This window comes from Flavobacterium algoris (assembly GCF_048158525.1).
Lineage (GTDB): Bacteria > Bacteroidota > Bacteroidia > Flavobacteriales > Flavobacteriaceae > Flavobacterium > Flavobacterium algoris.
On the sequence record NZ_JBLNKT010000036.1, the window covers coordinates 20,296 to 37,506 of the forward strand.

Genomic DNA, 17,211 nt, shown 5'->3' on the forward strand with positions numbered 1-17,211 from the left:
CATGAGTCAAAAAGTATTACTTACTGCAAAAGAAGTTACTATCATATTACATCGTTTGGCCTGTCAGTTAATTGAAAAACACTTAGATTTTTCAGACACTATTTTGGTAGGGATTCAACCAAGAGGCATTTTTTTAGCGGAACGTTTGAAAGAAATTTTAGAAAAAGAATACCAAACCCCCGAAATCAAGCTTGGTTATCTGGATATTACGTTTTTTAGAGATGATTTTCGTAGAACAGATAAACCATTAGAAGCAAATAAAACCAAGATTAATTTTATTGTCGAAAATAAGAAAGTTATTTTTATTGATGATGTTTTATTTACTGGGAGAAGCATACGCTCTGCCTTAACTGCTATTCAATCATTTGGGAGACCTTCTGAGATTGAACTACTGGTTTTAATTGACAGACGTTTCAGTCGTAATTTACCCATTCAACCGGATTATAGAGGAAGACAGGTAGATGCCATAAATAACGAAAAAGTAAAAGTGAGTTGGAAAGAAAATGATGGTGAAGATGGCGTGTATTTAATTACAAGTTAGATAACATTATATTTGAAATCTAACTATTAAAAAAACTAATAATCGTAAAAAAGAAATGAAAGAATTAAGCGTAAATCATTTATTAGGAATAAAATACATCAACAAGAATGATATTGACTTAATTTTTGAAACTGCCGATCATTTTAAAGAAGTCATCAACCGACCAATTAAGAAAGTACCTTCTTTACGAGATATTACTATTGCCAATATTTTTTTCGAAAACAGTACCCGAACAAAACTCTCTTTTGAATTAGCACAAAAACGTTTATCTGCCGATGTGATTAGTTTTTCGGCGGCACAATCTTCAGTGAAAAAAGGAGAAACACTAATCGATACTGTAAATAATATACTTTCGATGAAAGTGGATATGGTAGTGATGCGACATGCTAATCCTGGTGCAGCTTATTTTTTATCTAAAAACGTAAAAGCCAGTATCGTAAATGCCGGTGACGGAGCGCATGAACATCCTACACAAGCTTTATTAGACAGTTATTCAATTAGAGAAAAATTAGGAGAAGTGGCAGGGAAAAAAGTAGTCATTGTAGGGGATGTATTGCATTCCAGAGTAGCATTATCTAATATATATGCTTTACAAATGCAAGGCGCGGAGGTAAAAGTTTGCGGACCAAAAACGCTTATTCCAAGACATATTGAATCCCTTGGAGTTACTGTAGAACCTAATTTGAGAAAAGCGCTTGAATGGTGTGATGTAGCTAATATGTTACGTGTACAAAACGAAAGAATGGATGTTAATTATTTTCCTTCAACAAGAGAATATGCCCAACAATATGGAGTTGATAAAACATTACTGGATTCACTGAATAAAGAAATCATAATCATGCATCCGGGACCTATCAACCGTGGTGTCGAAATTACCAGCGAAGTAGCTGATTCCAGTCAATCAGTTATTTTGAATCAAGTAGAAAATGGTGTGGCGATTAGAATGGCTGTTATTTATCTTTTGGCTTCAAAAATTCAGTAATTACAAAGAAAAACTTAGTAACTTAGCTACTTGGTAACCTGTCTGCCGTTATGCAGCTTCTGAAACTTAAAAAAATGAAAGTAGATCAAAAAGGCCACACAATTACAATTAAAGATACTCAAGGTGATTTTACTTCTTTTTTGATGAAAGTAACACATCAATACAAAACATTTGAAAAGCATAACTTAATTATTGATCTTTTACTTTACAAAGATTTATCTACAGACAGTATAAAGTTATTTTTGCCATTATCAAAACAACAAAAAAAAGGTAAAAAATCATTTGTTATTGTTACTTCAGATTTTGATTATAATGCAGTTCCTGCTAAATTAACAGTAGTTCCTTCCTTGTTAGAAGCTCATGATATAATTGAGATGGAAGAAATTGAAAGAGAATTAGGTTTTTAAATTAGTGTATTCGGTTATTTGTTTAACCGTTTAATTGATTTAACCAAATATGCTATAACCCATACACAAAAACTTGAAACTAACAATACTTGGTTGCTATGCCGCAACACCTCGAACGTTTACCAATCCTACTTCACAGATTTTAGAAATAAAAAACAGACTTTTTCTGATTGATTGTGGTGAAGGAACTCAAGTGCAATTACGTAAAAACAAAATTAGGTTTTCTAAAATAAATCATATTTTTATTTCGCATTTGCATGGAGATCATTTTTTTGGATTAGTAGGCTTAGTTTCCACTTTTACTTTACTAAACAGAGTCACTGAATTACATATTTACGGACCCAAAGGAATTCAAGAAATCATTAAATTACAATTGCGATTGTCCAATTCTTGGACTAATTACGGGTTGTTTTTTCATGAATTGGAATCTCTTGAAAGTGAAGTAATTTTTGAAGATGAAAAGGTTTTGGTGAAAACCATTCCATTAAAGCATCGTGTTTATACCAATGGTTTTTTATTCCAAGAAAAAATAGGGGAGCGGAAACTAAATTTAGATGCTGTTCAAAATTATGAAATTGATACTTGTTATTATCAGAAAATAAAAAACGGGAAAGACATTACTCTGGAAGATGGCAGAGTCATTGAGAATGATAAATTAACATTCGATCCTATTCCTGCTAAAAGTTATGCTTTTTGTTCTGATACTGCTTATCATGAATCCATTCTTCCGATTATTGAAAATGTAGATGTATTATACCATGAATCTACTTTTTTGCAATCAGAAGAAAATCTGGCAAAAAAAACATTGCACTCGACTGCAAAAGAAGCTGCAATGATTGCTTTGAAATCTAATGTGAAGCAATTAATTTTAGGACATTATTCTACCAGATATCAAAACATCGAACTGTTTAAAGAAGAAGCCGAAACTATTTTTCCTGAAGTACTTTTAGCCGATGATGGAAAAAGTTTTGAGTTTTAAAAAAGACAATTCATTTGTTAGGCTATAAAATTGATACTATATTTTATACGATTATTCTATTTCGAATAATCGTATAAATAGAACAATCTTAAAATAAAAAAAAATGAGTGATTTAAGCAATTACAGAAAATCCTACGAAAAGAGTGAGTTACTGGAATCCAATATTCCAGAAGACCCAATAAACCTATTTAATAGATGGTTTCATGAGGCAGAAGATTTTGGCGCTAACGAAGAAGTTAATGCCATGACGGTCTCTACAATTGGTTTGGATGGCTTTCCAAAGTCCAGAGTTGTTTTATTAAAAAAATTCAATGAGGAAGGATTTATTTTTTATACCAATTACAATTCAGAAAAGGGTAAGGCTATTATCGAAAACCCTAAAGTATGTCTTTCTTTTTTTTGGCACACAATGGAACGTCAAGTTATTATAAAAGGGATTGCCCAGAAAACTTCAGAAGCCATTTCAGATAATTATTTTGAATCCAGACCTGATGGGAGTAAGTTGGGAGCGATAACATCAAACCAAAGTGAAGTTGTGCCTTCACGAGAATTTTTAGAGGAAAATCTAAAACAATTAGAAAAAGATTTTGATAGTATGGTTATTCCAAGACCCAAGCATTGGGGAGGATTTCTAGTGACCCCTTTAGAAGTTGAATTTTGGCAAGGAAGACCCAATAGATTGCATGATAGAATTAGGTACACAAGTCAAGAAGATTTCTCTTGGAAAATCGATCGATTATCACCTTAATGTAAGAAAAATACATATATAAAAATATTTATTGTGCATTTCGTCGATTTTATTTGGTAGTTTAGCGATAAAATGTGTATTTTTAAAATATAATTAAAGCACAATATTTGTAAATACATTAAAGAAGTTTGCCCCACAATCTACTTTAAACTTAAACTACTACTATTATGAAACTAAAATTACTTCGCGCATTATTGCTCGTGGCTGTGATATGCGCTATGAATTCTTGTTCCTCTGATGCTTCTGAAGCGACAACAGTAGATACTACATCTCAAAAGGTAGTTAATTATTCTTACAATACTTCCGAAATTGAAACTATGGATTTAATAAATGCATATAGAGTAAGTATTGGTTTAAATTCTTTAGAAAAAATTAATCACATTTCTTATAAATCAGAAGAGCATGACAATTATATGATTACCAATAATGTTGTTAATCACAATGATTTTGTTGCTCGTTCTGAAAACATAATTAAAGTATTAGGTGCTAAAACCGTAAGTGAAAATATAGCTTATAATTATAGCACTCCGCAAGCTGCTTTAAATGCATGGTTGGCAAGTCCTGGACACAAAGAAAATATTGAAGGAGATTTTACTCATTTTGGTATCTCAATTAGAGAAAACCCGGTAACAGGAAAAAAATATTATACAAATATCTTTGCAAAAATATAAGTTGATTTTTTGTTTATTTTTGGTATTTAGAGGCTGTCTTTCCCCCAAAAGGCAGCCTCTTTTTAATTAAGAAGATAACGATCTAAAAAGAGTAAATTTTAAAATATATTGCAATTTAGGGAAAAGTCTAATGGAAATTATTTCATTACACTTTTTTTATTTTGAAATTGTATAGTTCTAATTAGCTGTAATGGCAAACGTGTATTTAAAGTGAATTTTATTTATTAGGTTTTATAATAACATTTTGCATATATAAGTCTATCTTTTTTATAAAAAAGAAAGCTGTCTCAAATGGCACTTTCTTTTATAAAGCAGTAATTATAAATTCGCTTCGTCTGTTCAGTTGATGTTCTTCTTCAGTACATTCAATAGTGTCACTACATTTATTCACTAATTGTGATTCACCGAATCCTTTTCCGGTCAATCTGCTTGAATCAATTCCATTTTTGATTAACCAGTTTATAGTAGATTTAGCTCTTCTGTCAGATAAAGCTTCATTGTATTTAAAAGTTCCACGACTATCAGTATGGGAGCGTATATCAAGTTTCATAGTTGGATATTGACTCATTACATCTAATATTTTTTCTAAATCGATAGCTGCTTCTACTCTGATATTAGATTTATCAAAGTCAAAGTAAATCATTTTTATACCAAAGCATTTACCTAGATCGTCACCAACTGTTACTTTACATTTTTCTTTTTCCAATGCAATCGGTAAGTATGTTTTTCCTTTATCGCTAGCAATAGTAATTTTTTGCTCTTTGGTAGTATATTCTGGTTTTTCAGCTCTTACATTGTATGTTTTTCCACATTCAACAGTAAAAGAATAATTTCCATTTACATTAGAAGTAGTAGTGCTCACCAAATTAAATTGACTGTCGTATAGAGTGATTTTAGCATCTGAAAGTAATTCTGCTGTTGTTAAATCTGTAATTTCACCATATAAAAGTTGTTCACAAGTAAGTCTTTTTGTTTCTAAGAATTTATAAATATCATCGTATCCTTGTCCACCATCTCTATTGGAGCTAAAAAAACCTCTTCTTGATTTTGTATCTATTAAATAAGCAAAATCATCTTTAGGAGAATTAACATTTTCTCCTACATTTTGCACCTCACTAAAACTTCCGTCAGTATTTATTTTGGATACAAAAACATCTAATCCTCCAAGACCGGGATGCCCGTCTGAGGCAAAATAAATTTCATTTTCATCATTTACAAAAGGAAAGGTTTCTCTTCCTTCGGTATTGATTGTGCTCCCTAAGTTTTCTGGAGTACCAAAAGTACCATCATCATTTATTTTTACTTTATATAAATCAGATTGTCCTAATGTTCCCGGCATATCTGAAGCAAAATATAATGCCTTCCCATCAGGGCTTAAGGCAGGATGTGCTGTACTGTAATTGTTACTGTCAAAAGGCAGTTCAGTTATATTTGACCATTTATCATTTTCTAAACTGGCTTTATATATTTTTACTAGAGTAATTTCATTTCCATCTTTTCCTTTTTTACCATCAAGATAATTGTTTCGGGTAAAATACATGGTTTTTCCATCATTTGTAAAGGCAGGGGTAGATTCATGAAATTTAGAATTTATAGTCGCACCAAACTTGTGAGGGGAGCCTGGAGTCATGTTATCTCCTAAATCAGCAGAATATAAATTAGTGAAATATTGATTTGTCCATGTGTGTTTTCTGTGTCCTAAACTTCCGGTATCTCTAGCTGAAGCAAATACTATTTTGTTTAAATAGATTGTTGTTCCGTAATCAGAGTATTTAGAATTAATACCCGCATCTTCCACTTCATATCTTCCTGAATTGGCTTTAATGGCTTCTAAATAATTGGTGTTTTTTTTGAAAAGTTTTCCTCTATTATCGTTTCCTAGTTTTTGATTGAATAACTCCAACATTTCATTAGCTTTATCATTTTGACCAATAGATCTCAAAGACTGGGAATAACGATAGTAGTATTCAGGTTCTAAATCAGGGGTATTTATGGCAAATAATTCTCCATACCATTTAGCGGCTTTGTCTAATTCGGCATTGAAGTAATAAGCGTTCCCTAATTTTTTAAACATATCAGCTGATTTATACCCTTTTTCGGCAACCCTTTCATAGGTTTTTATGGCATCTACATAGGCATAGTTGTCATATTTTTTATCAGCTGTAGCCAATTTTGCTTTTTGAGAATAAGTATTAAAAGAAAAAATACTTATTATTGTTAAGTAAAGGAGTATATTATTTTTCATAATAATTATTTTTTAGAAGAATTTTGGAGTTGTGATTTTATCGTTATTTTTGATTTTTTTTCTCTGCTATCGCTTCTGATTTTTGTTTTAGTTTCACTAACATTTCATTGGCTTTGTCAATTTGACCAATAAATTTTAAAGACATAGCATATTGATAATAATATTTAGGTTCTAAATCCGTGTTATTCATGGCAAATAATTCACAATACCATTTAGCGGCTTTGTCTAACTCTGCATTCTGATAATATGAATCTCCCAGTTTTTTAAATAGATCTGCTGATTTATATCCTTTTTCTGCGACTCTTTCATAGGTTTTTATGACATCTACGTAAGCATACTTATCATTTATTTTATCAGTTACATAAAATTTTGAATTTTGTGCATACCCTTTAAAAGAAAAAAAAGTTATAATTGTTATGTAAATAAACCTGTTTTTTTTCATAAAATTTATTTTTAAAAGAATCTTGGGGTTGTAATTTTATTGTTATTTTTGAATAATTCATAGCGCAAGAAAATCTCATGAGAACCAGAATTATAGTGGTCTAAATTAGTTGTGTCATGATCATATCCGTATCCAACATACAAACCTTCAGAGACCTGAAATCCAACCATGGCACTTAGCGCAGCACTCCATCTATAAGCTACTCCCACCACAAACTTGTCATTGAACATGAAATTTCCTGATACATCAACTTGAAGTGGAGCACCTCCTACCATTTTTGTAAGTACCGCAGGTTTGAATTTTATATAATCATTCATATCAAATACATAACCTGCAATTAAGTAGTAATTAATTTTTTCTTTAAAAATAGCTACTTCATTATCATCATATCGATTGGTTTCTATAAAATTAGGAACTGAGAATCCTACATAGGCTTTATTAGAATGCAAATATACACCTGCACCAATATTTGGAGTGAATTTATTACTGAAATCATGCAAGCTAGGATCATCATCAACAGGATTTAAACGAGAGACATCCAGATCAAATATGTTTGCTGTTGCTTTAATTCCAAAAGAAAGTTTAAAAGTCTCCGAAGTAGGAATGGTATAGGACAGATCAGCGGAAATGGTATTCTCATGGGTTGGACCAATTTTATCATTTATAATTGATACCCCCAATCCCAGATTACTTCCGTTGAGTGGTGTATTGATGGATACAGCGTTAGTTACCGGTGCTCCGTCAAGCCCCACCCATTGTGTACGATGTAATGCAAAAATACTAAGAGCACCTCTAGATCCTGCATAAGCAGGATTAATATTGATTGTGTTGTACATGTATTGAGTAAATTGAGCATCTTGTTGCGCAAAACTTACAATGGCTGTAAACATCAAAACGAAAGAAAATAATTTTGTTTTCATAGTAGATATTTATTATTTTAATTGTCTATCGCACTTCAAAGAGTTCGGCAGGTCAGTTGATAAATTTGATTAGAGTTTATCGCTCAAGAATTGGCTTTTACTGTTATTTTCATTAGACCTGAGGACTCTTTATTGTCATCAGGGATTTATTTTTACCTATTAAGGTACAAATATCCGTCTTTTTTATTGGTTTGAACTTTACCATTACCGTCTATAGAAGTATAATTTAAGATATAAAAATAGGTTCCAGTAGGCAAGCCAGACGATTGGCTAATAGTCGATCTGCCTTCAGAGAAGCCTTTGAACGCTTTGGTTGTGTTATTATAGCCTTGTGCATCAAAAACTAAAACTCCCCATCGGTTGTAAATTTCAACAGTATTATCAGGATAACAATTTGTATCGTCAATATTGTCGATAAAAAATACTTCATTAATTCCATCTCCATTTGGAGAGAAGGCATTATGAACTATTATCGTTCCACAAGACAATACAATACCACCACAACCAGTAGTTACAGTTATTGTAATTTTTATCGTTCTGGGACAAGTTGCATCGTCAATTTTATATTCAAATACGTAATCACCAATTGCAAGACCTGTAGTATTAAGGACAGTTCCTTGTAAACCACTTGTGTTATTTAAGTTTGTCCAAGTTCCGTTTGTAGGTGTTCCAGCAGGTAATAGGCTCGATAAATCTACCGTTGTAATTTCTCCATCGTTGCAAACAGTACCAGTTATTGCTTGACTACTATCTGTAATATTGACATTAATGATTTGAGTAAACGTAGATTCATTTCCACAGCCATCAGCCACAAACCATTTTCTTACGAGAGAGTAGGAGCTTTGTACCACATTAATTTTTTCTTCAGTATATTTTATTAAAGTAGCTGTAGAGCAATTGTCAATAAATACGAGTTCAGGTTTTACAGGAATCGCATCACAATTGACATCGATAGTTGCATTAAATTCAGTAGTTGCGGTAGGACCAGTGGTATCTTGAATATTGATGGTTTGTGAAGCTGTAGCAGCATTTCCACAAGCATCGGTAGCAGTCCAAGTTCTGGTTACAGAATAAGAACCAGCACACTGACCATTAGTTGTTACATCCTCAGAAGTCAAAGTTACAGCTGAACCACATTCGTCAGTAGCAGTTGCTTGAGTAAACTCAGGTGTTGCAGGACAAGAGACAGTTGAAATTTTAGGAAGAGTAGCAATAACTGGAGCAGTAGTATCGACTACATTAATAGTTTGTGAAGCTCTAGAACTGTTTCCACAAGCATCAGTTGCAGTCCAGGTTCTGGTTACAGAATAGGAACCAGCACACTGACCATTAATTGTTACATCTTCAGAAGTCAAAGTGAAAGTAGAACCACATTCGTCAGTAGCAGTTGCTTGAGTAAACTCAGATGTTGCAGGACAAGAGATAGTTGAAGCTTCAGGAAGAGTAGCAATAACTGGTGCTGTAGTATCGACTACATTGATAGTTTGCGAGGCCGTTGCAGTATTTCCACAAGCATCAGTAGCGGTCCAAGTTCTGGTTACAGAATAGAAACCAATACATTGACCATTAGTTGTTACATCTTCAGAAGTTAAAGTGAAAGAAGAACCACATTCGTCAATAGCTGTAGCTTGAGTGAACTCAGGTGTTGCAGGACAAGCGATAGTTGAAGCTTCAGGAAGAGTAGCAATAACTGGAGCAGTAGTATCGACTACATTGATAGTTTGCGAGGTCGTTGCAGTATTTCCACAAGCATCAGTAGCGGTCCAAGTTCTGGTTACAGAATAGGAACCAGAACATGCACCATTAGTCGTTACATCTTCAGAAGTCAAAGTGAAAGTAGAACCACATTCGTCAGTAGCAGTAGCTTGAGTAAACTCAGGTATTGCAGGACAAGAGATAGTTGAAGCTTCGGGAAGAATAGCAATAACTGGAGCTGTAGTGTCTACTACATTGATAGTTTGCGAGGCCGTTGCAATATTTCCACAAGCATCAGTTGCAGTCCAAGTTCTAGTTATAGAATAAGAACCTGCACACTGACCATTAGTTGTTGTATCTTCAGATGTCAAAGTTACAGTTGAACCACAATTATCAGTAGCAGTAGCTTGAGTAAACTCAGGTGTTTCGGAACATGATATAGTTGTTGTTTCAGGCAGTGGGGCAATAACAGGAGCTAAAGTATCAATCACATTAATGATTTGCGAAGTATAAGATGAATTGCTACAAGCATCAGTAAATGTCCAAGTTCTAGTAATAATAAACGAATTGGGACAGTCACCTTGAACTGTTGTATCAATTCCTTGAACAGTGATTTCACCATTGCAATTATCAATAGCTGTAAGTAAAGTTATAGCAGGAACATCAGTTGCGCAAGCTACTGTTAGATTTTCTGGAGCCAAAGGAGCTATAGGAACACTAGTATCTTTGACACTAAATGTAGCAGATGTTGAAGAGCTATTTCCACATGCGTCTTTTGCGGTAAATATTACTGTTACTGCAGCCGAGCAATCGTTCAAAAGTGCATTAAAGTTGTTAGACCAAGTTACAGCAGAACAATTATCAGTAGCACTTGCTCCTCCATTATTCGCTAACCAATCAGCAATGGAATTTTGATTTCCTTGACCATCACACTCAACAATTATATTTGAAGCAGTAACTATAATAGTTGGCGCAGTAGTATCTTCAATAGTGATTACTTGAGTAAATACTTCAGAAGTGTTTCCACAACCATCTTTTACGGTCCAAGTGTTAGTATAAGTTCCAGCATTTGCACATCCTTCAGAAGCTACAAATTGACCGGTTACTTTTGTAATATTTGTTACATCCGCATCACATAAATCAGTAGCTGTTGGAATCAATCCTTGCGCTTTAGCTAAAGCTTCTGTATCGCTACATTCCACAGTTTTATTTAAAGTGTTAGCTTCGGTTGACCAAGTTGGAGCAGTTGTATCTTCAATAGAGATTACTTGAGTAAATACTTCAGAAGTGTTTCCACAATCATCTTTTACTGTCCAAGTATTAGTATAAGTTCCAGTATTGGCACATCCTTCAGAAGCTATAAATTGACCGCTTATTTTTGTAATATTGGAAACATCTGCATCACAATTGTCTTTAGCTATTGGGAATAATAATTGGGCAGCTGCCAAAGCTTCGCTATTACTACATTCGATAGTTGTGTTTAAAGCAGTTGCTTCAGTAGTCCAAGTTGGAGCTGTAGTATCAACTATTTTAATTACTTGATCAAATCCTACAGTATTTTTACAAGCGTCGCTTACTGACCAATGTCTAACAATCACTTTATTATTTTTACATAAACCGGCAGGAGTTAAACAAACACTTTTGAAATAAATAGTACCAATTGCAGTTCCATCCTTTCTTGCATAAATAAACCAATTTCCATTCATGCTACCGGTAAATTCTTCAAAACTTGATACATATGAAGTTAAACCGATGATGGTATTTGTAGAAGAAAGGGCTCCATATGGCGTGAAGTTTTGAATAACATCAGTTTGTATAGGATTGTTGTTATCCCATTTCGGATTGGCAGAACCATTAGGGTAAAATACGGGTAAATATAATTCTGGATTACTTGGTGATGCGGTATCGCAATTTCCTCCGGCACAATATGGAGCTACTAAAATAATTCCTTGTCCACTTGGCGAAACTAAAGTAAATTCAACTCTACCTTTTCCTTGATTTGCTTCAAATGCAAGAGCAAGTTTTTCAATATTACTGGCCGTTATATCATCAAAACCTGAAACAGTGAATGGGAAATAATTACCACTTCCGGTATTTATGGATGTATCTTCTGAGTTTCCAAAACAATCATGATCTACAAATGTAGCTGTTGGATTTGGATCACAGTTATCTTGAATGTTTGTTACTGTTCCAGTTGAAGTTGTACTAATATCGGCAAAACAATTTTCATCACTAGTAAGTGTTATGCTAGATGGTGGAGTAAAAGTTGGAGGAGTTGTATCTTGAACTTTTATTGTTTGGGTATATGAAGTTTTATTTAAACAAGCATCGGTAGCGGTCCAAGTTCTTAAAATAGTTGAAGAGCCTGAACAAGTCCCAGCAGTTTGTGTTTCTAAAAAATCAACTGAAGCAATACTACAATTATCATTAGCAGTCAATATTTTAGCAACAGGAATTACACTACATTCTACCGTTATGTTAGCTGGTAATGATTCATTAAAAGTTGGTGGTGTATTGTCAATAACCATAATAGTTTGAACAAAATTGGCACTGGTATTTCCGCAACCATCGCTGAAGTTCCATGTACGCACTCTTACATAGGCATTAGCACAATTAGCATCTGCAATGGTTACATCGCTCACCAAATTTTTAGTTGGGTTTACCGTACAATTATCTGTAGCTGAAGGAGATTCGGCCAATGCTGAAGTTATTCCGGCAGTATTGTTGCATTGTAAAGTATGGCTAAGAGAACTTGCAGTAGTGGTTACTACCGGAACTGTATTGTCAATAACAGTAATTGTTTGTACAAAGTTGAGACTGGTATTTCCACAGCCATCACTGAAGTTCCAAGTACGCACTCTCACATAGGCATTGGCACAATTCGCATCAGCAGTGGTTACATCACTTACTAAATTCTTAATTGGATTTACGGTACAATTATCTGTAGCTGAAGGAGCTTCTGCAAGTGCAGAAGCTATTCCTGCATTATTATTACATTGTAAAGTGTGATTGAGTGAACCTGTAGTAGTGCTGATTACCGGAACCGTGTTGTCAATAATGGTTATAGTTTGTACAAAATTGGCACTGGTATTTCCACAACCATCACTAAAGTTCCAAGTACGTACTCTCATATAGGCATTGGCACAATTAGCATCAGCAGTAGTTATATCACTTACTAAATTTTTAGTTGGATTTACCGTACAATTATCCGTAGCTGAAGGAGATTCGGCCAATGCAGAAGCTATTCCTGCTGTATTGTTACATTGTAAATTGTGATTGAGTGAACCTGTAGTAGTACTGATTACCGGAACTGTATTGTCAATAATTGTAATGGTTTGTACAAAGTTTGCACTGGTATTTCCACAACCATCACTAAAGTTCCAAGTACGTACTCTCACATAGGCATTGGTACAATTCGCATCAGCAGTAGTTATATCACTTACTAAATTCTTAGTTGGATTTACCGAACAATTATCTGTAGCTGAAGGAGATTCGGCCAATGCAGAAGCTATTCCTGCTGTATTGTTACATTGTAAATTGTGATTGAGTGAACCTGTAGTAGTACTGATTATCGGAACCGTATTGTCAATAATAGTGATAGTTTGTACAAAGTTGGCACTGGTATTTCCACAGCCATCACTAAAGTTCCAAGTACGTACTCTCACATAGGCATTGGCACAATTAGCATCAGCAGTGGTTACATCACTTACTAAATTCTTAGTTGGATTTACCGTACAATTATCCGTAGCTGAAGGTGATTCGGCCAGTGCAGAAGCTATCCCTGCGGTATTGTTACATTGCAAGGTGTGATTAAGTGAACCTGTAGTAGTACTGATTACCGGAACTGTATTGTCAATAATGGAGATAGTTTGTACAAAGTTGGTGCTGTTGTTTCCACAACCATCGCTGAAGTTCCAAGTACGCACTCTTACATAGGCATTGGCACAATTCGCATCAGCAGTAGTTATATCACTTACTAAATTCTTAGTTGGATTTACCGAACAATTATCTGTAGCTGAAGGAGATTCGGCCAGTGCAGAAGCTATTGCTACAGTATTATTACATTGTAAAGTGTGATCCAATGTGCCTACGGAAGTGCTGATTACCGGAACTGTATTGTCAATAACCGTGATAGTTTGCACAAAATTAGCGCTGGTGTTTCCACAGCCATCGCTGAAGTTCCAAGTACGCACTCTCATATAGGCATTGGCACAATTTGCATCAGCAGTGGTTACATCACTTACCAAATTCTTAATTGGATTTACGGTACAATTATCTGTAGCTGAAGGAGATTCTGCAAGTGCAGAAGCTATTGCTACAGTATTATTACATTGTAAAGTGTGATCCAATGTGCCTACGGAAGTGCTGATTACCGGAACTGTATTGTCAATAACCGTGATAGTTTGCACAAAATTAGCGCTGGTGTTTCCACAGCCATCGTTGAAGTTCCAAGTACGCACTCTCACATAGGCAGTGGCACAATTTGCATCAGCAGTGGTTACATCACTTACCAAATTCTTAATTGGATTTACGGTACAATTATCTGTAGCTGAAGGAGATTCGGCCAGTGCTGAAGTTATTCCTGCAGTATTATTACATTGTAAAGTGTGATTGAGTGAACCTGTAGTAGTGCTGATTACCGGAACTGTATTGTCGATAACTGTGATCGTTTGCACAAAGTTCGCACTGGTATTTCCACAGCCATCACTAAAGTTCCAAGTACGTACTCTCACATAGGCATTGGCACAATTCGCATCAGCAGTGGTTATATCACTTACTAAATTCTTAGTTGGATTTACCGTACAATTATCCGTAGCTGAAGGAAATTCGGCCAATGCAGAAGCTATTCCTATAGTATTATTGCATTGAAGTGTGTGATCCAATGTACCCGCTGAAGTACTGATTATCGGTAATGTATCATCTACAACTGAAACTGTTTTTGTACAAGTTGAAATACAGCCATGTGAATCTGTAATTGTAGAGGATAAAGTAAATGTTGTATTGCAACCAGAGCCTGCTGTTACCGAAACAGTTTGAGAATTCGGACTTCCTGCTATTGACCCATTTCCAGAAATACTCCAAGAGTAAGTTGTGCTGGCTGGGGCTGAATAAATATTAGAAGAAGAGGAAGGACATAAAGGGCCATTTGAACCAGTGATAGAACATGTTAATGGTTGATTTACTGTTATAATCACATCGTCAGATACTGTACATTGTGATCCTGAGCCCACTATTGGCGCTGTTACTACAGTAAGTCGAAATGTTGCAGAACTTCCGGTTATACTTACATTTGAATTTAGATTTGTAGGATCTACTATAGTTGCAGTTCCACTTACTACAGACCAAGTTTTAGATATAACGGTATAACCATCACTAGGAACTGCTGATCCTTGAAGCATGTATGAAGACCCTGCACAAACAGTATCGTCATCTCCCGCGTCAGAACTTCCAAGGGTGAGGTTATCGATAGGAAGTGGGTCAAAAAAGTCTTTAATGGCTGCAGATGAGGATGTAGAAGTTTTAGATTTAACAAAAACTGTTTTTATTTTAAGACTTGTACAAGGATCAATTGTCCCTAATACTTCGGTTAAATTTACGGCAGATTCTATAAATGTATTTTGAAGATAGTTATTAACTCCAAATGCCTGAAAAGGTACAGGAACAATAGTAGAATTTCCTGCTGCGTATACTGAGTTGGGTAGAAGTGATGCAAAATAGGTTTTGTATTCCCATATACTTCCATTAAGTTCCCATCTTTGAATATCAAATTTAGCAACACCACTTTCAAAGTATACTGTCAATAAAAAATCTCCTGCAGTTCGTCCTCCAGTTGAGGCAGGAGCTGTAGTTGCAAAACCGCTACTAGTTTTTGTTATAGCTGTTTGAAGAAATTCAAAATCAACATAAGCATTACCGCTATTACTTAAACGATCGGCAGCAAAAATAACCCATACATTCCCATTACTATCTGTCGTTAAGTGAATTAACGCATTATTCATGTCGGTTTTATTGTTTGCAGTTCCTGGTACCCAAGTCATACTATTTGGATTATCACTCACTTTATCCCCACCTCCAAATATATTGTCTGATGAGTTGTTATATGGGTCATATAAATGATAAGTAGTTCCTGAATTTAAAGGTACTCCCGAATTTGCAAGTATAAACCCACCTGTACCTGTTCCGTCCGTCCAATCTCCTACAGCTGTATTTGCAATAAGTGTTCCGTCAATATTGAATCCACCGGCTGGCGAATTAACGGGTGCAGTACCTGGACCAATTTGTGCAAGTATTACTGTTGGAAAACATAAAAAACTTAATAAAAAAATAGCAAATATTCTTGTCGAATTAGTAAAAGTTGATTTCATATTGATTTGTTTTAAATCGTTAGAAAATGAAATGTTTGTAAATAGCAAAATTCATTTTAGAACGTTGCTTGCAAATTGATGGATGAATCGTTCTCAACGAACATTCATTCATAATAAGATTAGAAGAGATATTTATTGTAAATACACTTAAAGAGTTAATTATTTGATTAAAATAAATATCTATTAAAGATGGAAAAGATTCAATTTGATCAAGGTTATTCCAATACACCAGACCATAAAATCGAGAACTTAGATTACTCACAAACTTGAAGAAATCTAATAAATGGAAAGTAATTTTTGCATTCATACAATCAAATTTTAAGTTATCATTTTTAAAATTGATTTTGTGGTATTCTTTTTAAGCTTAATTATATTATATAAAAATATTTAGGTTTATCTAAATAGTATATAATTACTAAGGATCTTTTTCTAATTAGAAATTAAAATATAAGCATATTAAAAGGCCTAAATTTTACTGTAGCTGAAGTTTTTTTCATATTATTTCTACTGTTTAATTAAAAATAAAATGATTATGATTTGTCAAACAATTGAATTTTTAATTCAATTTATACTTGTTTGAATTTTTTAAGTATTTAAATTATTTAAAAAGGTATATTTTAAATTTATTTAAATAAGTTCAATTTGTGAAATATTGTCCAATACTTTTTTGAATTAAAAAATTATTTCAAAAAATTAACAGTCTAAAAATTTAGATTATTTCTAAATTTTTCAGGGATGAAAGTTTTCTTTTTTTGGGGTTAAAAGAAACTTTTCCTCGTAAATAATTATTTGATTTAGGTTCTCAAATAATTTTAAGTCTTTTATTATATGATATCAAAGTTATAAAGAATTAGTAATATTGATTTTTTTTTTCTACCAATAACCTAAATACTCGTTTAAATGTATATTCTTAATAAAAAAAATAATTTTATTGTTCAGAAATTTTAACGTTTGTTTTGTAGTTTAATAAAGTGTCAATAAATAATTTTAAATTTTTAGCAATTATATTTATAATTAATTAATAAAAAAGTATTTATTGATATGTTTTTTAACTAAGGAATTTAAAAAATGATAGTTTAAATATGCTATTAATATTTAAAATTAAAGAGGTTGTCTGAAAAGATAGCCTCTACTTGTTTTAAGGAATACCTGATTTAGCAGAAATTTATTAAAAATTGAAAATATTGCCTTAATAATTGTTCTAAAAGTTTGTTTA

At 33.5% G+C, this 17,211-nt stretch carries 11 protein-coding genes; 6 read left to right on the forward strand and 5 right to left on the reverse strand.

Translation table 11 applies throughout. The features are described from left to right. Nucleotide 1 precedes the first annotated feature (1 nt). The 6 genes from pyrR to ACM55I_RS14685 all read left to right on the forward strand — a co-directional run bounded on the left by pyrR (nucleotide 2) and on the right by ACM55I_RS14685 (nucleotide 4,328). A complete protein-coding gene (gene pyrR / locus ACM55I_RS14660; protein ID WP_416837593.1) occupies nucleotides 2–541 on the forward strand; it encodes a bifunctional pyr operon transcriptional regulator/uracil phosphoribosyltransferase PyrR in 540 nt (179 codons plus the stop codon). Between the two features lie 55 nt (nucleotides 542–596). Further along, the gene (locus ACM55I_RS14665) at nucleotides 597–1,523 is read left to right on the forward strand and encodes an aspartate carbamoyltransferase catalytic subunit (RefSeq protein WP_039109893.1); all 927 of its coding nucleotides are present in this window, start codon (nucleotides 597–599) and stop codon (nucleotides 1,521–1,523) included. A gap of 74 nt (nucleotides 1,524–1,597) precedes the next feature. Then, nucleotides 1,598–1,930 carry a ribonuclease Z gene (locus ACM55I_RS14670; protein ID WP_416847591.1) on the forward strand — a complete coding sequence of 111 codons (333 nt, stop codon included), beginning with the start codon at nucleotides 1,598–1,600 and terminating at the stop codon, nucleotides 1,928–1,930. Between the two features lie 73 nt (nucleotides 1,931–2,003). Next, complete coding sequence (locus ACM55I_RS14675) at nucleotides 2,004–2,909, forward strand: ribonuclease Z (protein WP_416847592.1); 906 nt, start codon at nucleotides 2,004–2,006, stop codon at nucleotides 2,907–2,909. 103 nt (nucleotides 2,910–3,012) lie between these two features. Beyond that, complete coding sequence (gene pdxH / locus ACM55I_RS14680; protein ID WP_416847593.1) at nucleotides 3,013–3,657, forward strand: pyridoxamine 5'-phosphate oxidase; 645 nt, start codon at nucleotides 3,013–3,015, stop codon at nucleotides 3,655–3,657. Nucleotides 3,658–3,824: 167 nt separating this feature from the next. After that, a complete protein-coding gene (locus ACM55I_RS14685; RefSeq protein ID WP_416847594.1) occupies nucleotides 3,825–4,328 on the forward strand; it encodes a CAP domain-containing protein in 504 nt (167 codons plus the stop codon). A gap of 304 nt (nucleotides 4,329–4,632) precedes the next feature. Here the strand turns inward: ACM55I_RS14685 and ACM55I_RS14690 are convergent, their stop codons facing one another. From ACM55I_RS14690 to ACM55I_RS14710, 5 genes are all read right to left on the reverse strand, one after another. After that, a complete protein-coding gene (locus ACM55I_RS14690; protein WP_416847595.1) occupies nucleotides 4,633–6,573 on the reverse strand; it encodes an OmpA family protein in 1,941 nt (646 codons plus the stop codon). A 43-nt stretch (nucleotides 6,574–6,616) separates the two neighbouring features. Beyond that, nucleotides 6,617–7,015 (reverse strand): flagellar motor protein MotB, encoded by a 399-nt coding sequence (locus tag ACM55I_RS14695; protein ID WP_416847596.1) that lies wholly within the window; start codon nucleotides 7,013–7,015, stop codon nucleotides 6,617–6,619. Nucleotides 7,016–7,026: 11 nt separating this feature from the next. Then, nucleotides 7,027–7,935: a PorP/SprF family type IX secretion system membrane protein gene (locus ACM55I_RS14700; RefSeq protein WP_416847597.1), complete on the reverse strand. Its 909-nt coding sequence runs from the start codon at nucleotides 7,933–7,935 to the stop codon at nucleotides 7,027–7,029. A gap of 152 nt (nucleotides 7,936–8,087) precedes the next feature. Beyond that, nucleotides 8,088–15,995 carry an HYR-like domain-containing protein gene (locus ACM55I_RS14705; RefSeq protein ID WP_416847598.1) on the reverse strand — a complete coding sequence of 2,636 codons (7,908 nt, stop codon included), beginning with the start codon at nucleotides 15,993–15,995 and terminating at the stop codon, nucleotides 8,088–8,090. Nucleotides 15,996–16,014: 19 nt separating this feature from the next. Further along, entirely contained in the window at nucleotides 16,015–16,302 is a 288-nt protein-coding gene (locus ACM55I_RS14710; RefSeq protein ID WP_416847599.1) for a hypothetical protein, read from the reverse strand. Nucleotides 16,303–17,211 lie beyond the last annotated feature (909 nt).